The following is a 22,122-nucleotide window of genomic DNA, read 5'->3' on the forward strand; positions in this document are numbered from 1 at the left end:
TCGCTTCGCTCCCTCCACTCCTCAGTCCAGGACGGGAGGCCCCACGACCAGGCTCCCTCCCTCCTCAGTCCAGAACGGGCGGCCCCAAAACCTTGCGGGACTCCTGGACGCGCAGTGGGAGGAGTCGTGATCAGGCATTTTCTGCGGGACGACGATTTGAGTCCTGTCGAGCAGGACGAGGTGCTGACGCTGGCCGCGCAGCTGGCGGGGGACCGGTTCGGGCACCAGCCGTTGGCCGGGCCGCAGACGGTCGCGGTGATCTTCGACAAGACGTCGACCCGGACGCGGATCTCGTTCGCGGTCGGGATCGCCGATCTCGGCGGGGTGCCGCTGATCATCGACGCGCAGACCTCGCAGCTCGGGCGGGGTGAGCCGATCGCCGACACCGCGCGGGTGCTCGCCCGGCAGGTCGCCGCGATCGTCTGGCGGACGGGCGCGCAGACCCGGATCGACGAGATGGCCGGTGCGTCGCAGGTGCCGGTGGTGAACGCCCTGACCGACGAGTTCCACCCGTGCCAGATCCTCGCCGACCTGATGACGGTCCGGCAGCACAAGGGCAAGACCGCCGGGCTGAAGCTGACCTACCTCGGCGACGGCGCGAACAACATGTCCCACTCGTACCTGCTCGGTGGCGCGACCGCCGGCATGCACGTGGCGATCGGTTCGCCCGCCGAGTACCAGCCGGACCCGGCGATCCTCGCCAAGGCGGTGGAGATCGCCGCTGTGACCGGCGGCTCGGTCAGCTGGACCGACGACGCGTCCGAGGCCATCGCCGGTGCGGATGTTGTTGCCACCGACACCTGGGTCTCGATGGGGCAGGAGGCCGAGGCCGCGCTGCGTGAGGCACCGTTCGTGCCGTACTCGGTCACCGAGCAGCTGATGGCGAAGGCTGATGCCGACGCGATCGTGCTGCACTGCCTGCCGGCGTACCGGGGCAAGGAGATCGACGCCTCGGTGCTCGACGGGCCACAGTCCGTCGTCTGGGACGAGGCAGAAAACCGCCTGCACGCCCAGAAGGCCTTGCTTTCCTGGCTCCTGGCCCGAAGCTTCTCCTCATGACTCCGAACGACACGGACCGCCAGGCGATGTCCGCGACCGACGCAACCGACCGGGCGATCGACGCCACCGGCGCCGAGCAGCGCATCGCACCGACCACGAAGACCGCGCGCCAGCAACGGATCGTGGAGCTGCTCGGGCGGCAGCCTGTGCGGTCGCAGACCGAGCTGGCCGAGTTGCTCGCCGGTGCGGGACTCGGCGTCGGCCAGGCGACGTTGTCGCGGGATCTGGTGGAGATCGGCGCGGTCAAGGTCCGCGACGCGATCGGGCAGCTCGTGTACGCCGTACCGGGGGAGGGCGGGGATCGCAGCCCGCGCGCCGGTGAGGCGGCCGCTTTCGAGGCCCGGTTGGCGCGGGTTGCGTCGGAGCTGCTGGTCTCGGCGGAGGGTAGTGCGAACCTGGTCATCCTGCGCACGCCGCCGGGAGCCGCGCAGTACTTCGCGTCCGCGATCGACCATGTCGGGCTCGACGACGTGCTGGGCACGATCGCCGGTGACGACACCGTGATGGTCGTGTCGCGCAACCCTGTCGGCGGCGAAGCGCTGGCGGCTCGTTTCCTGAGCCTGGCCGCGCGGAGCGACAAGGACGCCGACTAGTTGCTGTTAGCAACTGATTGAGCCGGACCCCCATCTGCTGTGTTTCGTGGTGTCTTGAGAGGATTGCTGGATGAGTACGGGAGAGACCCTGTGGGGCAGCCGGTTCACCGGTGGACCGGCGGACGCGTTGGCGGCGCTGAGCAAGTCGACCGACTTCGACTGGCGGCTGGCGCCGTACGACATCGCCGGCTCGAAGGCGCACGCGAAGGTGCTGCACCGCGCCGGGCTGCTGACCGACGACGACCTCGAGGGCATGCTGCGCGGGCTGGACGAGCTGCTGGCCGACGTACTGTCCGGTGCTTTCCTGCCTGCTGAGGGCGACGAGGACGTGCACACGGCGCTCGAGCGGGGACTGCTGGAGCGGGTGGGGGCCGAGCTCGGCGGCCGGCTCCGTGCGGGGCGGTCGCGGAACGACCAGGTCGCGACGCTGTTCCGCAGCTACCTGCGTGAGCACGGCCGGATCATCGCGAAGCTCGTGCTCGACCAGATCACCACGCTCGCCGACCAGGCGGAGCAGCACCTCGGCGTGGCGATGCCGGGGCGGACCCATCTGCAGCACGCGCAGCCGGTGCTGCTCTCGCACCACCTGCTGGCGCACGCCTGGCCGCTGATCCGCGACCTCGAGCGGCTGGCCGAGTGGGACACGCGCGTCGCGGCCGACTCGCCGTACGGCGCGGGCGCGCTGGCCGGATCCTCGCTCGGGCTGGACCCGCTGTTCGTGGCGACCGAGCTCGGCTTCACCAACTCCTCGCCGAACTCGATCGACGGGACCTCGGCGCGGGACTTCGTCGCCGAGTTCGCGTTCGTCACCGCGCAGATCGGCGTCGACCTGTCCCGGCAGGCCGAGGAGATCATCCTGTGGGCGACCAAGGAGTTCGGGTTCGTCCGGCTGGACGACGCGTTCTCGACCGGGTCCTCGATCATGCCGCAGAAGAAGAATCCCGACATCGCGGAGCTGGCCCGGGGCAAGTCGGGCCGGTTGATCGGCAACCTGACCGGCCTGCTCGCCACGCTCAAGGCGCAGCCGTTGGCGTACAACCGGGACCTGCAGGAGGACAAGGAGCCGGTCTTCGACTCCGTCGACACCCTCGAGGTGCTGCTGCCGGCGTTCAGCGGGATGATCCGGACGCTGGTGTTCGACACCGCGCGGCTGGAGGACCTGGCGCCGCAGGGGTTCTCGCTCGCCACGGATATTGCTGAGTGGCTGGTGCGGGAGAAGGTGCCGTTCCGGGTCGCGCACGAGCTGGCCGGTGCGTGCGTGCAGGCGTGCGAGAAGCGCGGGATCGAGCTGTGGGACCTCACGGACGCCGAGCTCGCGGCGATCTCGCCGCACCTGACGCCGGAGGTTCGCACGGTCCTCACCGTGGAAGGCTCGATCTCTTCCCGCAACGCCCGCGGCGGCACGGCCAAGGACCGCGTGGCCGAGCAGCTGGTGGAGCTCCGCGCCCAGGCGCTGCGTTTCGCCGAACGCCTCGCCTGAGCTCTCACCGCCCGGCCAGTAGGGTCCAGACATGCCCGTTCGTCGTACTCAACTGGCCGGCCCGGTGCTGGAAGTCGCCCCGCAGCTCCTCGGCATGGTCCTCCGCCGGACCACCGACGATGGCACGGTCGCCGTCCGCATCACCGAGGTCGAGGCGTACGACGGCCCGAACGATCCTGGGTCGCACGCGTTTCGGGGCGAAACAGCGCGCAACGCTGTGATGTTCGGGCCCGCCGGCTTCTTGTACGTCTACTTCACGTACGGCATGCACTACTGCATGAACGTGAGCGTCGGCCCGGACGGGCAGCCGTCGGCTGTGCTGTTCCGCGCCGGTGAGGTGATCGAGGGCGTCGAGCTGGCGCGCACCCGGCGGGGTGCTGTTGTGCCGGTGGTCGAGAAGTTCAACTCCGCGCTGCCCACCAAACGGCGAGTTCGGAACCCCGACTGGGATCTGGCCCGCGGCCCGGCCCGCCTCTGCAAGGCCCTGGGCATCACCGACCGAACCACCAACGGCACGGACCTCCTCTCCAACTCCTCCCCGGTCGAGCTCCTCCCCGGCACCCCTTACACAGGCACCCCGTCCACCGGCCCCCGAGTAGGCCTCCGAGAAGCAGCCGACAACCCATGGCGCTTCTGGATCCCGGACGATCCGACGGTCTCGCCGTACCGGCCGCACGTCCCCAAGCGCCGCTAGCCACCCACGGGCTCGCTCGCCCGTGCACTCACCACGCCCGGCAGCGCGTCCCGCCGCGGCGCCGTCACTCCGTACCCCAGCCCACGCCCGTCCCTGGTCCCGTCCTCGGCCGACGCCCGCCTGGCCGGTGCTCGGCCCACGCCGGTGTCCCACCCATGCCCGCCCGGCCCGGGCTCGGCCCATGCCCGCCGGCCCGTGCTCGGCCCGTGCTCGGCCCATGCCCGCCCAGCCCGTGCTCGACGTCGGCCCACGCTCGCCCGGCCCGTGCTCGGCCGCCGCCCGCCTGGCCGGTGCTCGGCCCACGCCGGTGTCCCACCCATGCCCGCCCGGCTCGTGCTCGGTTCATGCTCGCCCGGCTCGTGCTCGGCTCACGCCCGCCCGGCCAGTGCTCGGCCCGCGCCCGTCCAGCCCGCCCGGCCCGTGCTCGACCCACGTCGGTGTCCCGCCCACGCCCGACCGTGCCCCACGGGCGCCTCGCGCGTTCTCCGGTTAACCCCGGCGGTTGTGGGTTCTACCCCCTCATGCAGGGGGAGGACCCACAACTTGCAGGGTTAACCGAGGCAATGGTGAAGGTTGCGTAGGGCAGAGAACAGCCCCACAGTCCGCGGGCTGTGGGGCTGGGGGCTGAGTGGTCAGAAGAGCTTCTGGGCGAGCAGGATGTCGGTCTTGCGGACGGGGGTGCCGTCGACGGGGGCCGGGTCGTCGGCGGTGGGGACGATGCCGGCGGCGGCTACGCGGTCGAGGACCTTGAGGCCGAGGCGGTCGATGGTGCCGAAGACGGTGTAGTCGGGGCGCAGGCGGGAGTCGCCGAAGGTGAGGAAGAACTGGCTGCCGTTGGTGTTCGGGCCGGCGTTGGCCATCGCCAGGGTGCCGCGCGCGTACAGGCGGGCGGGGCTGGTCGGCGGGTCGTTCGGCCACAGGGGCAGGTCGGTCGGGAGCTCGTCCTTGTAGCTGTAGCCGGGGCCGCGCTCACCGGAGCCGGTCGGGTCGCCGCACTGGAGGACCTTGAGGGTCGGGTACAGCGTGAGGCGGTGACAGGTGGTGAAGTTGTAGAACTTGCTCTTCGCCAGGTGCAGGAAGCTCTGCACCGTGCACGGCGCCTTGGCGCGGTCGAGCGTGAGCAGCACCGGGCCCTGGTTGGTCGCCAGGAGGAGCCGGACGACGCCCTTCGACGGAGTGGGCGTCGGGTCCGGCGGCAGGGAGACCGGGCGCGGCGACGGGTCGTCGGGCGTGGCGGTGTACTTGCAGGGGCCGGTGGTGGTCCCGGTCGGGGTGCTGGGCTTGCCCGCGGCTGCCTGCGACGATGCGGCCTCGGCCGTCGCGAGCGGTCCGGACTGGGTGAGCGGGCCGACCGCGGGGACCAGCTGGGACGCGGTGGCGTCACCCGGCGCAGCGGCGGGGGCCGGTGCGGCGAGCGCCGTACTGGTGGTGGCAAGCAGGCCCGCGGCGCTCAGGGCGGCGCAGGCGACAAGGCTGGTGGCTCTCATCGTGGTTCTCCTTCAGGGCGGTTCGGGATCAACCGGTGGCCAGCGTGAAGATCCGCAGGTCGCGGTTCTTCGGCAGCGTCACGCTAACCGGAATCCGGCCCGCGGCAACAGCTTCCGGCGCGGTGGCGAAAATATGTGTGGCCACGTTGTCGCGTCCACCTCCGGACTCGTTCCGGTACGGCGTGGAGCCGACGACCAGGTTCCCGAAGTGCACGGTGTCGCCGCCACCGCCGAGCGTCCAGTCGCTGAACGACAGGTCGGCCTCGCTCGTCGTACCGTCCGCGTACTTCAGCGTCGCCTTGCCCTCCTGGTTTCCGTTCACCGCGCTCCCGACGAACGACAGCTTCGTCGTCCCCGCCGGCAGGTCCAGGTTGAGCACCTGTCCGTCAGCCGGCACGTTGTCCGGCTCACCAACCGGTACGCCGGGCCAGACGAACGTCAGCCCCTCCTTCGTCACCGTCCCGCCGGGCGCGAGCCCGGCCGCGGCCAGCGCCTGCCGCGAGTAGCTGACGCCACCACCGTCGAAGTCCGCCTCGGTGTGGTCACTGGCGTCGTCCGACGCGGCCACACCCTCGCGGAGCACGGAGAACGAGTTGGGCTGCCCGACGACCACGGTGAACCCGAGCCGCGGCAGCACCGTCCCGTCGGCCGCCTTCAACGCCACGGTGACCGGGTAGCGCCCGTCCGGCGTACCGGCTGCTGCTGTCACCCGCACAGGAGCACCGCCGGACTGGTCGACCGTGAAGGAGCCGCTCGCAGGTGATGCCGTGAGGCCGGTGGGGGTGGTCACCGTGTACGAGACGCTGGTCGCCGTACCGCTCAGTCGGTGCGCCTTGACCGTCACCGGGTCGCTGGTGGTCCCCGGAGCGACCACTACCCGGCTGATGTCGGTCGACGTCTGGAACGGGATCTCACCGGTCCGCCACGACGGCGGTGCGTCCTTCGCCGCGGATCCCCACGCGGTGTTGGGCGTCGTACCGAGCTTGAAGTCCAGGGTGCCGCCGCGCTGGACGAAACTTGCGCCGAGCCACGGCTTGGACGACGTACGGCCGTTGACCTTCAGGCTCTGCACGTACTTCGTCGCAGTCGTCGCGCCCGGTGCGTTGATCTTGATCGTCCGGCCCTTGTCGCGGTGGATCACCGCGCGCGGGAACAGCGGCGCCGCGACCTGCAGCTCGGCCCGGCTCGGCACGTCCGGGTAGAGCCCGAGCGCGGTCCACACGTACCAGGACGACATCGCGCCCAGGTCGTCGTTGCCGGGGATCCCGCCGGTGGTCGTGTTCCACAGCTGACTCATTGCCTGCCGCAACGTTTCCTGCGCCTTGTACGGCTGGCCGGTGTAGTTGTAGATCCAGGGCGTGTTGATCGACGGCTCGTTGTCCATCTCCGCGTGCAGCTCACCGGACCTGGTCAGCGCCCAGTTGCCGTCGGCATCCTTGAAGAACGCGTCCAGCCGCTGGTTCACCACGTCCTTCCCGCCCATCGCCTCGAACAGCCCGGCGCGGTTGTGCGGGATCATCCACGTGTACTGCGCGCTGCTGCCCTCGGCGAACCCGTCCTGCGTGCTTGGCACAAATGCGGGCCACGCACCATTCTCGTCGCGGTTTTGGATGTAGCCGCCGTTCTCGGGGTTGAAGACGTTCTGCCAGTACTGCGAGCGCTTCACGAACTTGTCGGCGGTCTTGCGGTCGCCGATCGCGGTGGCCAGCTCGGCCAGCGCGAAGTCCGCGGTGGTGTCCTCGAGCGTCTCGACCGCGCCGCCCCAGGCGTTCGACTTGGTCGGGACGTAGCCGAGCGCCAGGTACTTGTCGAGCGACGGCCGCTGCCCGATCGACATCACCGGCTTGCCGGCCGAGCTGAGGTCCTTCGCGGTCGGCACGGTCGCCGCCTTGACCAGCGACTTCAGCGCGGTCCGTACGTCGAAGTTGGTGCCGCCGAACGCGTGGATCCCGGCCAGCGCGGGCGCCGACGGGTCGCCGGTCATCACCGCCGTACTGCCGGAGGCGTGCGTCCAGCGGTCCCAGATGCCGTCGTTCTGCTGGGCCTGGTTGAGCAGGGACTGCGCGACGTCTCCGGCACGCTGCGGTTCGAGGAGAGTCAGGAGCTGCACCTGAGAGCGGTAGACGTCCCAGCCGGAGAAGGTCGCGTACTGGTTCTTCTGGCCGCGGCTGAGCTTGTGCGCCTTCTGGTCGAAGCCCCAGTACTGGCCGTTGACGTCGTTGAACACGTTCGGGTGCAGCAGGGCGTGGTAGAGCGCGGTGTAGAAGGTGGTCCGGTCGGCCGTGGCGCCGCCGGTGATCTCGATCCGGTTCAGCTGGTCGCGCCAGGCCTGCTTGGCCTTCGCCGCCGTCTTGGCGAGCGACTGGCCGCGTGGGTTCTCCTTGGCCAGGTTCTCGGCCGCGTTGGCCTTGCTGACGTAGGAGATGCCGATCCGCATGGTCACCGTGCTGCTGTCGAAGCCGAGGTAGGCGCCGGAGCCCTTGCCCGCCGGCATCCAGCCGTCCGGCCCGTACGTCGTACCGCCTGTGGCCGAGGTGCTGCCCGGGCTGACGGCCGCGTCCTTCCAGGTGCCGTGGTTGGCGAACGGCTGGTCGAACTGCGCGACGAAGTGCAGCGTGTAGTAGCTGCGCTGGCCTACGGACGCCAGGTAGCCGCAGAAGTTGCCGCTGGTCACGGAGCCGGTGACAGTGCGCTTGGCTGGGTCGATGGTGACCCCGGCGTCGCTGGAGCCGACCTCTGAGTTCGCCGTACGGAAGAGGAGGGACTTGGCCTTGTCGGCCGGGAAGGTGAAGGTCGCGGCGCCTGTCCTGGTGGTCGCCGCGAGCTCGGCGGTGGCGCCGGAGTCGAGGCCGACCTTGTAGTAGCCGGGCTTGGCGACCTCGTTGGCGTGGGAGAACGTGCTGGCGTACACCTCGTCCTTGGCGTCGGTCTGCGGGGAGGTGGTCACCGCACCGGCGTACGGGAAGATGGGGATGTCGCCGGAGCCGCCGGCACAGCCTGTGCCGGACATGTGGGTCAGGCTGAAGCCGCGGATGCGGGTGGCGTCGTACAGGTAGCCGCCGGGCGCGGCGGTGCGGAACTGGTTGCCGCGGCTGGTCTCCGGGCTGAACGAGAACATGCCGTACGGCATGACCGCGCCGGGGAAGACGTCGCCGAGGTTGGACGTGCCGATCAGCGGGTCGACGTGCTCGGTCGGGTCCAGCGAGCTGCTGGTGATCCGGCTCTGCCCGTGTGCTTCCTGCGCTCTGAGGCCCGGCGGTGTGGTGCTGGGTGGGGCAGTGGTCGGCTGTCCGTCGTACTGGGGAGACGGGCTCGGCGCTGCGGTGGCCAGCGCTGTCGAGACCAGTGCGGTGATCAGGGAGCCGGCCAAGACGGCAGCAGTACGACGGTGCTTCATCACGGGCAGTCCTTCGACGTCGGGACGGCACCGCGGCACGTCCGCACCGCCCGCCCTGGGAACGCCGTCCAGGGCGGCGGACGACGTGCACCAGGCGAGACGCTGCGGCATTCGGGGGCGGTACTGTCACGGGCGGTGTGACATCGTTGTCAGCAAGAGATACCCGACTGTCACAGGTCCCGTCAAGGTTTTCCGCACGTTCCGCAACCAGGCAACCGCGTTCCGCAACTCACAAGCCCCCTCGTGCCGCGCGGGAGCGAGGTCCGGGACCGTCCGGCAGTCGTCGAACTACTGGCGAGGACGGAGACCAGCTCTCTGGCCCGCCTCGACCGCCTCCTGCCACCTCGGCTACCCCTGCCGCCCCGGCGAAGCCGGTGGCGGGGCGGCGGGCCCCTCCTCTCCCCCTCCCAGCAGCCTGGGAGAGGCTGTCAGGGGGTGGCCGGCAGGTCCGTTCGGAGCAGGTCGTAAGTGACCTGGGCGTCGGCGACGCCGGTGCCCAGGGCGAAGGCTTCGCGTTCGGTGCCCACGTGCTGGAAGCCGCTGCGTTCGGCGACCCGGCGGGCGGCGGTGTTGGTGGCGGCGGTGCGGATGACCAGCTTGTGGCCGTGGTGCTCGGTGAGGAACCAGGTCGCCGCTCGCTGGATTGCTTCGGCCATCACGCCACGGCCTTGGGCGTCAGGGTGGGCCCAGTAGCCGAGTTCGCCGTACCGGCCGGCGAGCTTGTCGAGGCCGTAGAGCGTCAGGTTGCCGAGCGCCAGGTCGGACTCGCGGTCGGCGACGCACCAGTTGATGCGGCGCCCGGCGGCGGCCTGCTCGGACATGTCGTGCAGCCAGAAGCGGGCGTGCTCGGCCGTGAACGGCTGGGGGAGGAACGGGAGGAAGTGGGCGGTCTCGGCGTTCGTCCGGGCGGTGGCGACGCGGTCGAGCTCGTCGTCGCGCCAGGTGCGGAGGCGAAGCCGCTCGGTCTCGAGGACCGGGTTGTCGAACCAGGGATGCCGCGGGTGCCGGTCGTCGCCGGGGGCGATCCAGGCTGTCCACTCGTTGCCGCCGTCGGCGGAGGGGATCGTCGGTCCTTCGCGGAAGCCGGTCGCCCAGGCAATTCGCCGCGACGGCCAGTTGGCGACCGTCGCCCACCAGTGGACGACGTGGAATCCGCAGGCGTCGAAGGCAAAGTCGAGGGCCAGCCGCGCCGCACGCGAGGCCAGCCCGGTACCACGGGCCCAGCGGGACAGACCGAAGTGGATCGACGCGCTGCCGCGCTGGTCCGGACTGAGGCCGACCGAGCCGGCGTACCGGCCGTCGTACTCGATGACGAAGACCAGACGGGACCGATCAGCCCACGCATCGGCGATGCCGAAGGTGATCCACCGGGTGATGTCCTCAGGCCCGTAGCTGCTGGGCTCCTCGGTCGCCCGCTCGATCGCGCCCGGGAGGTCGGACGAGCGCGGCGCACGGAGTACGACAACACCGTCGGTCAGAACCGGCGTCACCTCGGGAATCGGCACAGTCCCAAGTCAACACTGTGCCAGGTCCAGTCCAGAGAGCCCGCTCAGGGCGAGCCGACGGACGGTGGACCGGGCTCGGACGGTGCCGTGTTGGGACGGGGATCCCCGCTGGGAGAGCCGGTGGACGTGTGGGCCGCAGGCTCGGGCGGCCTTCGCGCTGGTACGCCGGTGGCCGGAAGTCGCTCCACCCGGCTCGTCGCCCCGGCGAAGCCGGTGGCGGGCCGGGGCGCCTGCTTGCCCTTCCCACCCAACCGCTCCGGCCTAGCCGGGGCGGCATCACGTAGTACGGCTCAGCGGCCGACGGGGGAGAGGCCGAGCTGGCGGCCGAGGAGGCCTCGGGGTTTTCCGCCGAGGCGTTCGGCGATGTCGACGATCACCTTGGAGGCCGGGGTGTCCGGGTCGGACAGCGCCAGCGGCTGGCCGAGGTCGCCGCCGCTGCGGAGGCGCTCGTCGAGCGGGATCTCGCCGAGCAGGGGGATCGGGTACCCCAGCCGCGCCGACAGGGTCTCGGAGACGCGCAGGCCGCCGCCGGTGCCGAAGATCTCGATCCGGTGCTCGGGGCCGCAGTGCGGGCAGGGCAGGAACGACATGTTCTCGATCACGCCCGCGACCCGCTGGTGCACCATCTGTGCCATCGTCCCGGCCCGCTCGGCGACCTCCGCGGCAGCCTCCTGCGGGGTCGTCACGACGATGACCTCGGCGGTGGTCAGCCGCTGGCCGACCGAGATCGCGATGTCACCGGTCCCCGGCGGCAGGTCGAGCAGCAGGACGTCGAGGTCGCCCCAGTAGACGTCCGCGAGCATCTGCACCAGCGCGCGGTCCAGGATCGGCCCGCGCCACGCGACCACCTGGTCGCGCTTGGGCTTCAGCATGCCGATCGAGATCACCTTCACGCCGTGCGCGGGCACCGGCATGATCATGTCGTCGACCGCGGTCGGCCGCTCGTCGGCGACACCGAACATCGCGGGGATCGAGTGGCCGTAGATGTCAGCGTCCAGTACGCCGACCGAAAGCCCCTTGGCGGCCATCGCGACCGCCAGGTTCACCGTCACCGAGGACTTGCCGACGCCACCCTTGCCGGACGCGATCGCGAACACCTTGGTCAGCGAGTCCGCGCGCGAGAACGGGATCTCCTTCTCCGCCACCCCGCCACGCAGTTGCGTCTGCAGCGCCGCGCGCTGCTCGGTCGACATCACACCCAGCTCGACCTCGACCCCGGTCACGCCGTCCAGCGCGCTCACCGCGGCGATCGTGTCGCGCCGCAGCGTGTCCTTCATCGGGCAGCCGGACACGGTCAGCAAGATCTTCACCACGACCACACCGTCGGTCTTCACCACGACGGACTCGACCATGCCCAGCTCGGTGATCGGTTTCTTGATCTCGGGATCGATGACAGACCCGAGCGCAACGGTCACCTGGTCAGCAGAGGGAGCCATGCACACAGGCTACGTGCTCACCCACAACCGCCCCACCACGGTCCATTGTGACCTAAGTCCGGCAAGGCAACCCTAACCACAGCTTGAACTATCACCGTGCACAAGGCCGATAGCTCAGACCCGGTCGTCCTCGCGGTCCTTGTCGAGTTCGGCGAGCAGGGAGCGTAGTTCGGAGCGGAGGAAGTCCCGGGTGGCGACCTCGCCGACGGACATGCGCAGGGACGCCATCTCGCGGGCCAGGAACTCCATGTCGGCGCGGGTGCGGGCGTCGACGTCGCGGTCGCGTTCGTACTGGACGCGGTCGCGGGCCTCCTGGCGGTTCTGGGCGAGCAGGATCAGCGGCGCGGCGTACGACGCCTGGAGACTGAGCGCGAGGGTGAGGAAGATGAACGGGTACTGGTCCCAGCGCAGGTGCTCGGGCGCGAAGATGTTCCAGACGACCCAGAACACGATCGTCGCGGTCATGTAGACCAGGAACTGCCCGGTGCCGAGGAAGCGCGCGATCCGTTCCGACATCCGGCCGAACGCATCCGCGTCGTACGCGCGGCGCCTCACCAGCGTGCGGCGCAGTTCGCGCGGGACGTCGAGCCGGTCGGCGGCCGGGCGGGTCAGCCGGCGTTCCTCCGAGCGGGCCGGGCGGCGGTCGTCCGGCCTCTTCGAGCTCCGGCGGTCGTCGCGGTCCTCACGGGGCATCCCGGTCCACCTCCAGGTGCGCGGATCCGCGCCAGTCGTCGGGCAGCAGATGGTCGAGTACGTCGTCGACGGTGACCGCGCCGAGCAGGCGGCCCTCGTCGTCGAGCACGGGTGCGGCGACCAGGTTGTACGTCGCCAGGTACTTGCTGACGGCCTGTAGCCCGTCGTCCGGGCGCAGCCCGTCCAGGTCGGTGTCCAGTACGCCGGACACGAGCGCCGACGGTGGTTCGCGCAGCAGGCGCTGGATGTGGCCGATGCCGATGAACCGGCCGGTCGGGGTCTCCAGCGGCGGCCGGCAGACGTAGATCATCGCCGCCAGCGCGGGGCTCAGCTCGGCGTTCCGGACGTGCGCGAGCGCGTCGGCGACGGTCGCGTCGGCGGGCAGGATGACCGGCTCGGACGTCATCAGCCCGCCGGCCGTGCGTTCCTCGTACGTCAGCAGGCGTCGTACGTCCTCGGCCTCGTCCGGTTCCATCAGCGTCAGCAGGCGTTCGGCGGTCTCGGTCGGCAGCTCGGCGATCAGGTCGGCGGCGTCGTCCGGCGACATCTCCTCGAGCACGTCGGCCGCGCGCTCGGTGTCCAGGCCGGCCAGGATCTCCACCTGGTCGTCCTCCGGCAGCTCTTCCAGTACGTCGGCCAGCCGCTCGTCGTTGAGCGCGGACGCGATCTCCTTGCGGCGCTTGGGCGACAGCTCGTGCAGTACGCCGGCCAGGTCGGCGGGCTTCATCGTGTCGAACGCTGCCAGCATGTGTGTCGCGCCCTGCGCCTCTTCCGACTGCGCGAACCCGCTGACGTCGACCCAGTCGAGCACGTGCGACTGCCCGCGGCGCCGGAACCGCTTGGCGCCCTCGGTCACCGCGACCTTCGACAGCACCCAGTCGCGGGTCCGCCACTGCTCCATCGCCAGGTCGAACACCACCGCGGACGCGTCGTTCTCGCGGATCGTCACGGTCCGGTCCAGCAGCTCGCCGAGCACCAGCACCTCGGTCGCCCGCTGCTCGAACCGGCGCATGTTCAGCAGCCCGGTGGTGATCACGTGGCCGACGTCGACCGAGGTGACCCGCGTCATCGGCAGGAAGATCCGCCGCCGGGTGAACACCTCCACCACCAGCCCGAGCACCCGCGGCGGCTGGGTGTCCTGCCGCAGCATCACCACGACGTCACGGACCTTGCCGACCTGGTCCCCGTTCGGGTCGTACACGGGCAACCCGGCCAGCCGGGCCACGTACACACGCGCCGGAGATCCGCTCATGCCCCGAGGCTAACCGCCCGAGGCGCTCCGGCCCGCACACTGCGCCGTACGAGGCCTGTGTCGACGGACTCAGAACGACGGCCAGGTCGGCGGGCCCGGCCGTCGTACGGGGTCAGTTGGCCGAGTCCAAAGTGGGGTCCGTGACGGTGCTGATCAGCTCGGCGAGGGTGACGCTGGGCTGCTCGACCGGGCTGCTGGTGCTGGGGTCGGCGCCTTCGACGGTGGCGGGGTCCTGGCGGCGGCCGTCGCCTTCGACGGTGGCGATCGCCAGCTGGCCGTCGGGGCGTACGTAGCTCGCCCAGTACGCCTGCCGGTCGCGGGTGCCTACGCGGACCTGCTCGCCGTTCGCCGTGGTGGTCACCCAGCACTTGGTGAAGGTCGACCGGTTGTCCAGCAGGCCGCAGACGTCCGCTCGGGGGTGCGGGATGCCGCCGTCGTTCGGTGGCTCGTGCTGGGCCTTCGGTACGACACCGACCTCTACCCACCCGACCCCGCCGGCCTCGGCCCAGTCGGACCGTGCGCCGGCTCTCCCGACCTGTCCGCAGGGGCCGCTCACCGTCGGGACGAGCCAAGTCGCCGTGCGCCCGACCAGGTGCCGGCGGTCCGGATCGGCGTGCGACGCGAAGACGGCGAGGTGGTTGGACCCGGGCAGGAGCGGCGCGATGCTGCCGGGCGTACCCGTCGCGGGGGCTGTCGCCGGTCGGTCCCTCGGCGGACAGGTGTACGACGGGCCGCCTGGCGTCGGCTGGATGACGTAGCTCCCGTCAGCACGGAACTGGATGCTCCCCCCGGGCGTCACCAAGCTCCGCTCCACCTTCGCCTGGTGCTGGGCAGCCCCCGCCGGATCCGCCCCACCCCCCAGGTGCGCTGTCGCCAGGCTCCCACCCGTAGCGACCAGTGCCACAGCGAACGCACTGCCGGCTCCAACCGCGGCCCGGCGCCGGCGCAACCGCCGCCGCCCCCGGGCGAGGTCCGCCGCCGGGTCGGTGGGCAACGCGTCGGTCCAGGCCGTCGTACGGGCCATTCGCTCGTGCAGGTCGTGCTCGTTCATGTGGCGTCCTCCATCAGTTCTGCGAGTCGGGTGTCGGCCAACTGACCTCTGAGGTTCTGCAGGGCTTTCGAGGACTGGCTCTTCACCGTGCCGACGGTGATCTGCAGGTCGACGGCGACCTCCTCGACGGACAGGCCCAGCCAGTAGCGCAGGACGATGACCCGCCGCTGGCCGGCCGCGAGCGTGCTCAGCGCCGCCATCAGCTCGTCGCGGTCCTCCAGGCCCAGCCCGTCGTCCACGGCCCGCTCCGGCAGCTCGCAGGAGGCGTGCTCGCGCCGCCAGGCCCGCCGGCTCGCGTCGATCCCGGCGTTGACCAGGATCCGCCGGGCGTAGGCGTCGGCGCCGTCAGCGCGCCTGACCCGCGGCCAGGCGACGTACAGCTTGGCGAGCGCGGTCTGGACCAGGTCCTCGGCCAAGTGACGGTCTCCGCAGAGCAGGTAGGCCGTCCCCACCAGCCCCGACCGCCGGGTCGCGACGTACTCGGAGAACTCCTGGTCCCGCCGCTGTTTGCCCAGCAGGTGTTTGCCCAGCATCTGCGCGTCCCGTCGTCGCCGGATCAGTTGACGATCACAAGTACGGGACCCGGTCCGAACAGGTTGCCTCGGCGACGGGGGTGTGTCGCCTCCTGGACCGTGGGGTGCCAACTCGGCAAACGGTTTCTAGACTTCCTCCGGCCGGTACGACGTGCGCCGGTCAGGGCGGATGGGGCGGGGCATGCTGAGATCCACTGGACTGGGGACCGAGAACGAGGCGACGTACCTGGCGCTGGTCCGGCAGGGGTCTGCGACCGTCGCGGAGCTCGCCGACCGGGTCGGGCTGTCGGAGGCGGACGTGCTGCGGGCCGTCGACGCGCTCCAGCGGGAGGGGTTCGTGCACCGCACGCCACCGCCGCGGGAGCTGGTGGTCCCGGTGCCGCCGGACCTGGCGGTGGAGCAGCTGGTCCAGCGGCAGGAGGAGGAGCTCGAGCGGGTCCGCGAGGCGGCGTACCGGCTGACTGCGGCGGCGTACAACCTGGCCAGCGACCGGCGGACCGAGGAGCTCATCGAGATCGTCTCCGGCCAGACGGCTGTCGGGCTGGCCTTCGACCGGTTGCAGCGGACGGCCCGGGACCAGATGCGGGAGCTGGTCGCACCGCCGTACGCCGCGACTGCGGAGGTGAACCGGACGCAGCTCGCGCGGCAGGCCGAGGGCGTCGCCTACCGGGTCGTGTACGACAGCAGCGCGCTGAGCGAGGAGCTGCTGTCGGCCAGCGCCGTCAGCCACGTCCAGGCCGGTGAGCAGGCGCGGATCGTGGACGACCTGCCGACGAAGTTGGCTGTCGCGGACCGGGAGCTGGCGCTGCTGCCGCTCGACTGGGCCACTCCGGCGAGGGACGCTGCGCTGCTGGTCCACCCGTGCGGTCTGCTGGACGCACTGGTCGCCCTGTTCGAGACGGTGTGGGCCCGGGCCAGTCCGCTGGTGGTGACGGCCGAGATGACGCTCACTGCGGAGGACCCGATGTCGTCGGAGGACAGGTACCTGCTGTCGTTGCTGGTGGCCGGTCTGACCGACGACGCGGCAGGGGTCCGGTTGGGCATCAGCCGGCGGACAGTGGCGCGCCGAGTGCAGCTGCTGATGGAGCGGACCAACTCGCGCTCACGCCTCCAGCTCGGCTGGCACGCCCGCGACCGCGGCTGGCTCTGAGGTCGCCGCCTCAGCTCAGCTTGGGGCGGCGGCGGGCGCGGCGGTGCAGGGTGATCGGGCGCTTGCCTCTGGTCGTGGCCGACGTCTCTGCCGGCGTCACCGCGGGGTGCGCGTCGTCGTACGCCGTGGTGACGCCGCCGGTGGGCTCCAGGACGAGCAGGTCGGCCTGGGTCTGCCAGCGGTCGAGCTGGTTGCCCAGACCGGCGGCGTTGAGGCGTTCGGTCCGCAGCACCTGAGCAGCAGCGGTCCACTCCTCGCTGCCGGGCTCCAGCCGCCGTACGGTCGCACTCCACGCGGACAGCCGACTAGTAGCCGGCTTAGCCGGTACGACGACCTCAACCGCCTTCGCGTCGACCAGTCCGGGCAGCGGCTGCTCAGCACTCCCGTCCCGATCAGCCAGTACGACGTACGAGCCGTCCACCGCGGCAAACCAGGCCGGCACAGCCCGTCGTCCGTCCCAGGCGAGCCAGACCAGCCCGGCCTTCTTCATCACACCGGCGATCTCCGCCACGGCCTCGTCCGTCGTCACGGTCCAAGACTGTCACAGCCACCGCCTGTCCGGATGCTGAGAGCACCGACCGGCCACCGGTCGACGGCTTCCTAGGGTGGAACGCATGGCTACTACGAGCAGTCCACCGCTCGCCCGCAAGCTCCTGGACGGCGTCACGTCGCAGGAGCCGCCGGCTGCCGCCGCGCCGGGCCCGGTCAACTGGGTACCGCTGCTGGTTGCCGGCGCCGGTGCGGTCGCGCTCGTCGTGACGGTCTGGAACCGGCACGGCGCCAAACCGGGCGTCCTGCTGCTGCTCGGACTCGGCCTCGGGCTCGCGTTGTTCCACTCGCGCTTCGGCTTCACCTCCGCCTGGCGACAGCTCGTTGCTGTCGGCAACGGTGCTGGGCTGCGGGCGCACACCTTGCTGCTCGGGACGACGGCGACGCTGTTCGCGCTGGTGATCGGGACGGGGACCGGGCTGTTCGGCAGTACGCCGGCACCGTCCAGCGGGCCGCTGGGCCTCGGGCTGGTGCTCGGTGCTGTTCTGTTCGGCTTCGGGATGCAACTTGGTGGAGCCTGCGCGTGCGCGTTCGGTCGCGGAGGGACTTCCTGCCCGGCGCCCGGGTGTTGACCGGATCAACCGGATGCGCGCGCGCAATTCGGGTCGTGAGCCTCTGAGCGGGGTGACCTGACTGGGATCGTCACCTGAGACCGGGCTGGTACTTGCTGGGGTGAATGGCGTGGCAGTGGGAGCTCGTGGACGACCTGCCGGCGTTCCCCGCGGTAGTGCTGTCGGATCACCTCGGCTGGGCCGGGTCATGGGTCGTGACGATCGCCGTGCTGGCAGGGGTTTTCGCGATCAGCACGGTCGTGCAGAAGCGCCGGGTGCCGCCGCCGGCGGGCGTCGTACCGTCGGCGCGGGGTCTCGTGCGGGTGATCCGTGGGTCGTGGCCGTTGTGGGTCGGTGCGCTGGTGCTGGCGGCGCTGGGCGCCGCGGTGCTGATCGTGTCCGGCGGGGCGTGGGGGATCACCAGCGCCTTCGGCCTGTGGGGTGCGAAGTTCCTGCAGTGGATCGGGCTGCACCCGGAGAACTGGGCGTTCTGGCAGCAGCCGTCGCAGGCGAAGATGCTGGCCGGGCCGGTGCTGGCGGACAAGACGACCCTGACCGACCTGGGGATCATGTTCGGTGCGGCGATCGCGGCCGCTGCCGGGGGAGCGTGGACGTTGCACCGGCGGATCCCTGCCGGGACGGCGCTGGCCGCCGTACTGGGTGGGATCGTGATGGGGATCGGCGCGCGGCTAGCGGGTGGGTGCAACATCGGGGCGTACCTGGCGGGGATCGCGTCGGGGAGCCTGCACGGGTGGATCTGGGGCCTGGCCGCGCTGGGCGGGACGTGGCTGGGGCTGAAGGCCCGCCCGTTCTTCGGGCTGACGAATCCGGTGCCGCGGGACTCGATCTGCTGAGATGCGGACCACATCAGGCGCCGACGTGAGCCGGGTCACCGGCTGACCTGGCGTTACGCCGTACGCTCTCGTGAAACCAGGGCGTGTCTCCCGGTCCCGCGCCTACTGCGGGGCACTCGGCACGGCACCTCGGCGCACGGGAGCCAAGGGCACGATGCTTCGCATCGCCACCCTCGTCTCCCGCACGCCGAGCTACCGCACCGAGCACCTCCTCGCTACGGCGCGGGACCGGGAGACACGCCCAGTGGGTAACCAGGTCCCGAGGAAGGGGTAGGCGATGGGTGACGAGACGGCCACCAAGGCGCTGCGGTCGAGGCGGTCCTGCTTGGCGACACCGGGGTCGAACCCGCGGTTCCTGGCCAAGGCGAAGGGGCTGGACGCCGACCAGGTGTTCCTCGACCTGGAGGACTCGGTCGCGCCGATCGCCAAGGTGGACGCCCGCAAGAACATCGTCGCCGCGCTGAACGAGGGCGGCTGGGGCAACAAGGTCCGTGTCGTGCGAGTCAACGACTGGACCACCGAGTGGACGTACGCCGACGTGATCGAGGTCGTCTCCGGCGCCGGTGCGAACCTCGACTGCATCATGCTGCCGAAGGTGGAGACCGCCGAGCAGGTGGTCGCCCTCGACCTGCTGCTCACCCAGCTCGAGAAGGTGCACGGCTACGCGCCCGGCCGGATCGGGATCGAGGCGCAGATCGAGAACGCGCTCGGCCTGACCAACGTGAACGCGATCGCGCAGGCGTCGCCGCGGGTCGAGACGATCATCTTCGGCCCGGCCGACTTCATGGCCTCGATCAACATGAAGTCGCTGGTCGTCGGCGAGCAGCCGCCCGGGTACGACGTCGGCGACGCCTACCACTACATCCTGATGCAGATCCTGATGGCGGCCCGCGCGCACGGCAAGCAGGCGATCGACGGCCCGTACCTGCAGATCAAGGACGCCGACGGCTTCCGTCGCGTCGCCGGCCGCTCGGCCGCGCTCGGCTTCGACGGCAAGTGGGTGCTGCACCCGGACCAGATCGCCGCCGCGAACGAGGTCTACTCGCCGCGCCAGGACGACTACGACCACGCCGAGAACATCCTCGACGCCTACGACCACTTCACGTCGGCCGCCGGCGGCGCGCGGGGTGCGGTGATGCTCGGCGACGAGATGATCGACGAGGCGTCGCGCAAGATGGCGCTCGTCATCTCCGCCAAGGGCCGCGCGGCCGCGATGACCCGGACGGACGTCTGGCAGCCTCCGACCGACTGAGCTCCAGTGGCGTGGGTCACACAACGATGAGTCCGTACGCCGCCGATCGCCTTCCTCCGCGACAACCCTTTGCGTGAGGAGACCGACGGTGAACGACCTCGAGACCTGGGCGGCGGTGCACGCCGAGCGTGCCGCGCTGGCCGCCGCCCTGGCAGACCTGACCGACGAGCAGTGGCGTACGACGTCGTTGTGCACCGAGCTCAGCGTGCGGGAGGTGCTGGCGCACATGACGGCCGGCGCGACGCTGTCGTTTCCGCGGTGGTTCGCCGGGGTGCTGCGGCACCGGTTCGACTTCGACGCGCAGGTGCTGATGCGGTTGCGGGAGCAGCTGGGGGAGTCGCCTGCCGAGACGCTGGCGCTGTTTCGTGCTGGGGTCGAGCGGTCGACGACGCCGTTCGGGCGGCGGGGGAGCGCGGTCTGGGCGCTCGCGGAGACCTTGGCGCATGCCGAGGACGTTCGGCGACCGCTGGGGATTCGGCGGGCCTACCCGGTCGAGGTGCTGACCGCCGTTGCCGAGTACTACGCGAGCACCGACACCGTCGTACTGGCCAAGGGGCGGATCGGCGGGCTCCGGCTGGTCGCGACCGACACGAGCTTCAGGACCGGCGAGGGTGAGCTGGTGTCCGGTCCGACGGTCGCCCTGGTGATGGCGATGATCGGGCGTGCGGCGTACTGCGACGACCTCGAAGGCGAGGGAGTCGCGATCCTGCTGACCCGCTGCTGACCCCTCCGGGAAGAGAGACAGCTGGTCTGGCGGCATAATCGCGGCATGGCCGACCGAGTGCTCGAGCTCGCCGTCGCGGGCGACGACGCGGCGTTCGCGGAGCTCGTGGCGCCCTTGCGCGGTGAGCTGCACGCGCACTGCTACCGGATGCTCGGCTCGGTCCACGACGCCGACGACGCGCTGCAGGACGCCTTGGTGCGAGCGTGGCGCGGGCTCGCCGGCTTCTCCGGACGCGGCTCGTTGCGTTCTTGGCTGTACGCCGTCACCACGCACTCCTGCCTCGACGCCGCGCGCAGCCGCCGGCGCCGCGCGCTGCCGATGGACCTGGGCCCGTCGAGCACCACGGTCGTCGACTCGCCGCCGCGCACGGACGTCGCCTGGCTCGGCCCGCACCCGGACGAGCGCTACGAACGCCGCGAAGCCGTCGAGCTGGCCTTCGTGGCGGCGCTCCAGCACCTGCCGCCCAACCAGCGTGCCGCGCTGCTGATGTTCGAGGTCCTCGGCTTCACCGCCGACGAGATCGCCGACGCGCTGGCCACGTCGACAGCGTCGGTCACCAGCGCGATCCAACGCGCCCGGGCCACCGCCGGATCCCGCACGTCGCGCACGTCGGGCGCATCCGACGGCCGGGATCCCGCGACGCCGACCCCAGGTGAGCGCGCCGTCGCCGCGGCGTTCGCCGACGCCCTGGAACGCGGCGACGCCGCCACCCTCGTCGCCCGCCTCGCCGCCGACGTCACGTGGGCGATGCCACCCATGCCCGCCTGGTACGCCGGCCGCGAGGCCGTCACGGCCTTCGCCCGAGCAGTCCCCCTGAGCGGCACCTGCGGCACGTGGCGCACCGTGCAGACCACCGCCAACGCCCTCCCGGCCGTTGCCTGCTACCTGGACTCAGGCAACGGCCACTTTGCCGCGTGGTCCGTCAACGCCATCGCCGTACAGAACGACCGGATCGCCGCGATCACGACGTTCCAGGACCCGGCGTACTTCCCACTCTTCGGCCTGCCGCTCAGTCTGTAGAGCGCGCCGGCCGCAGGAGATCGCGGTGGGCCGGTGGTCCAACTGGGTCAGCCGAGGGTGAGGACCTTGAGGATGCGGACCGGGCGGGTGGGCGGGCCGTCCTGGTCGGGGTCGGCGATGCCGGCGGCGACGATGCGGTCGAAGGTGGACATGCCGAACACGACCTTGCCGAGCACCGTGTAGGCAGGGTCGATGTTGGCGAACGAGTGCACGACGAAGAACTCGCTGCCGTTCGTGCCCGGGCCTTGGTTGCCGTAGGCAACGGTGCCGCGCGGGTAGGTCTCGGTGCCGTCGACCTCGTCGGGGAACTTGTAGCCCGGCCCGCCCTCCTCCTGGCGGTAGATGTCACCGCACTGCAGCACGCCGAGGCGCGTGGAGTCGGTCAGCCGGAAGCACTGGGTGCGGTCGTAGAACCGGCTCTGCACCAGGTGCACGAAGTTGTGCACGCCGCACGGCGCGCTCGCCCGGTCCATCCGGACCACGAACGGCCCGTAGTTGGTGACGAAGAAGACGTCGGCGGTGCCCTTGGCCTTCGCGGTCGCCTTCGGCACCGTGACCGGCTTGGCCGCCGGGTTGTCCGGCGTCGGGGTGAACTCGCACTTCACCGTCGGGGCGGGACGGCCGGACGGCGCGGGCGCCGCGTTCGCGGACGTCGTACCGAGAGTGGTCAGCGTCGCGGCGAGCAAGGTCGTCGCGATCAAAGCAGGGACAAGTGATCGCTTCATGCGATCAACCTAGTACGCCGCGTGGTGCCAGGCACCCGGAAACCCCGCAGGAGCAGGTTAAGACGGGCCGGTACGGCGGACGACGGCTCGCTTACCGGCCGTGCGCCACCTAAGGTA

At 71.0% G+C, this 22,122-nt stretch carries 20 protein-coding genes; 10 read left to right on the plus strand and 10 right to left on the minus strand.

From position 1 onward, the window contains the following. Positions 1–126 precede the first annotated feature (126 nt). The 4 genes from argF (at position 127) to ACLQ2O_RS14275 (ending at position 3,826) form a co-directional block, all read left to right on the plus strand. Positions 127–1,059, plus strand: coding sequence for an ornithine carbamoyltransferase (gene argF / locus ACLQ2O_RS14260; RefSeq protein ID WP_425831257.1), 933 nt, complete (start codon positions 127–129; stop codon positions 1,057–1,059). Next, positions 1,056–1,652 (plus strand): arginine repressor, encoded by a 597-nt coding sequence (locus ACLQ2O_RS14265; RefSeq protein WP_425831259.1) that lies wholly within the window; start codon positions 1,056–1,058, stop codon positions 1,650–1,652. Before argF ends, ACLQ2O_RS14265 begins: the two co-directional genes overlap by 4 nt. A gap of 70 nt (positions 1,653–1,722) precedes the next feature. Next, complete coding sequence (argH, locus tag ACLQ2O_RS14270; protein ID WP_425831261.1) at positions 1,723–3,132, plus strand: argininosuccinate lyase; 1,410 nt, start codon at positions 1,723–1,725, stop codon at positions 3,130–3,132. Positions 3,133–3,163: 31 nt separating this feature from the next. Continuing rightward, on the plus strand, positions 3,164–3,826 hold the full coding sequence (locus ACLQ2O_RS14275; protein ID WP_425831263.1) for a DNA-3-methyladenine glycosylase: 663 nt from the start codon (positions 3,164–3,166) through the stop codon (positions 3,824–3,826). A gap of 632 nt (positions 3,827–4,458) precedes the next feature. Here ACLQ2O_RS14275 and ACLQ2O_RS14280 read toward each other — a convergent pair. From ACLQ2O_RS14280 to ACLQ2O_RS14315, 8 genes are all read right to left on the minus strand, one after another. Continuing rightward, positions 4,459–5,313 (minus strand): peptidylprolyl isomerase, encoded by an 855-nt coding sequence (locus tag ACLQ2O_RS14280; RefSeq protein WP_425831265.1) that lies wholly within the window; start codon positions 5,311–5,313, stop codon positions 4,459–4,461. A gap of 28 nt (positions 5,314–5,341) precedes the next feature. After that, complete coding sequence (locus tag ACLQ2O_RS14285; protein ID WP_425831267.1) at positions 5,342–8,821, minus strand: GH92 family glycosyl hydrolase; 3,480 nt, start codon at positions 8,819–8,821, stop codon at positions 5,342–5,344. Positions 8,822–9,138: 317 nt separating this feature from the next. Continuing rightward, positions 9,139–10,215, minus strand: coding sequence for a GNAT family N-acetyltransferase (locus ACLQ2O_RS14290; RefSeq protein WP_425831269.1), 1,077 nt, complete (start codon positions 10,213–10,215; stop codon positions 9,139–9,141). A gap of 290 nt (positions 10,216–10,505) precedes the next feature. After that, positions 10,506–11,651, minus strand: coding sequence for an Mrp/NBP35 family ATP-binding protein (locus tag ACLQ2O_RS14295; protein WP_425831271.1), 1,146 nt, complete (start codon positions 11,649–11,651; stop codon positions 10,506–10,508). Between the two features lie 114 nt (positions 11,652–11,765). Further along, a complete protein-coding gene (locus ACLQ2O_RS14300; RefSeq protein ID WP_425831273.1) occupies positions 11,766–12,344 on the minus strand; it encodes a DUF1003 domain-containing protein in 579 nt (192 codons plus the stop codon). Continuing rightward, positions 12,334–13,596: a magnesium transporter MgtE N-terminal domain-containing protein gene (locus ACLQ2O_RS14305; RefSeq protein ID WP_425831275.1), complete on the minus strand. Its 1,263-nt coding sequence runs from the start codon at positions 13,594–13,596 to the stop codon at positions 12,334–12,336. Before ACLQ2O_RS14305 ends, ACLQ2O_RS14300 begins: the two co-directional genes overlap by 11 nt. A gap of 112 nt (positions 13,597–13,708) precedes the next feature. Next, positions 13,709–14,647: a hypothetical protein gene (locus tag ACLQ2O_RS14310; RefSeq protein WP_425831277.1), complete on the minus strand. Its 939-nt coding sequence runs from the start codon at positions 14,645–14,647 to the stop codon at positions 13,709–13,711. Continuing rightward, on the minus strand, positions 14,644–15,180 hold the full coding sequence (locus ACLQ2O_RS14315; RefSeq protein WP_425831279.1) for a SigE family RNA polymerase sigma factor: 537 nt from the start codon (positions 15,178–15,180) through the stop codon (positions 14,644–14,646). Before ACLQ2O_RS14315 ends, ACLQ2O_RS14310 begins: the two co-directional genes overlap by 4 nt. Before the next feature lie 181 nt (positions 15,181–15,361). On the opposite strand from ACLQ2O_RS14315, the gene ACLQ2O_RS14320 reads away from it, so the two are divergent. After that, a complete protein-coding gene (locus tag ACLQ2O_RS14320) occupies positions 15,362–16,330 on the plus strand; it encodes a helix-turn-helix domain-containing protein (protein ID WP_425831281.1) in 969 nt (322 codons plus the stop codon). Between the two features lie 10 nt (positions 16,331–16,340). Here ACLQ2O_RS14320 and ACLQ2O_RS14325 read toward each other — a convergent pair whose 3' ends face one another. Then, on the minus strand, positions 16,341–16,859 hold the full coding sequence (locus tag ACLQ2O_RS14325) for a hypothetical protein (protein ID WP_425831283.1): 519 nt from the start codon (positions 16,857–16,859) through the stop codon (positions 16,341–16,343). Between the two features lie 85 nt (positions 16,860–16,944). Between ACLQ2O_RS14325 and ACLQ2O_RS14330 the strand changes: the two genes are divergently transcribed. From ACLQ2O_RS14330 to ACLQ2O_RS14350, 5 genes are all read left to right on the plus strand, one after another. Next, the gene (locus tag ACLQ2O_RS14330) at positions 16,945–17,451 is read left to right on the plus strand and encodes a YeeE/YedE thiosulfate transporter family protein (protein WP_425831285.1); all 507 of its coding nucleotides are present in this window, start codon (positions 16,945–16,947) and stop codon (positions 17,449–17,451) included. 104 nt (positions 17,452–17,555) lie between these two features. Next, on the plus strand, positions 17,556–18,284 hold the full coding sequence (locus tag ACLQ2O_RS14335) for a YeeE/YedE thiosulfate transporter family protein (RefSeq protein WP_425831287.1): 729 nt from the start codon (positions 17,556–17,558) through the stop codon (positions 18,282–18,284). Between the two features lie 277 nt (positions 18,285–18,561). Next, the gene (locus ACLQ2O_RS14340; protein WP_425831289.1) at positions 18,562–19,536 is read left to right on the plus strand and encodes an HpcH/HpaI aldolase/citrate lyase family protein; all 975 of its coding nucleotides are present in this window, start codon (positions 18,562–18,564) and stop codon (positions 19,534–19,536) included. An 88-nt stretch (positions 19,537–19,624) separates the two neighbouring features. Then, entirely contained in the window at positions 19,625–20,260 is a 636-nt protein-coding gene (locus ACLQ2O_RS14345) for a maleylpyruvate isomerase family mycothiol-dependent enzyme (RefSeq protein WP_425831291.1), read from the plus strand. Positions 20,261–20,305: 45 nt separating this feature from the next. Continuing rightward, on the plus strand, positions 20,306–21,280 hold the full coding sequence (locus tag ACLQ2O_RS14350) for an RNA polymerase subunit sigma-70 (RefSeq protein ID WP_425831293.1): 975 nt from the start codon (positions 20,306–20,308) through the stop codon (positions 21,278–21,280). A 47-nt stretch (positions 21,281–21,327) separates the two neighbouring features. Here ACLQ2O_RS14350 and ACLQ2O_RS14355 read toward each other — a convergent pair whose 3' ends face one another. Continuing rightward, complete coding sequence (locus tag ACLQ2O_RS14355) at positions 21,328–22,005, minus strand: peptidylprolyl isomerase (protein ID WP_425831295.1); 678 nt, start codon at positions 22,003–22,005, stop codon at positions 21,328–21,330. Positions 22,006–22,122: the final 117 nt, after the last annotated feature.

This window comes from Kribbella sp. DT2, from assembly GCF_049844575.1.
Classification (GTDB): domain Bacteria; phylum Actinomycetota; class Actinomycetes; order Propionibacteriales; family Kribbellaceae; genus Kribbella.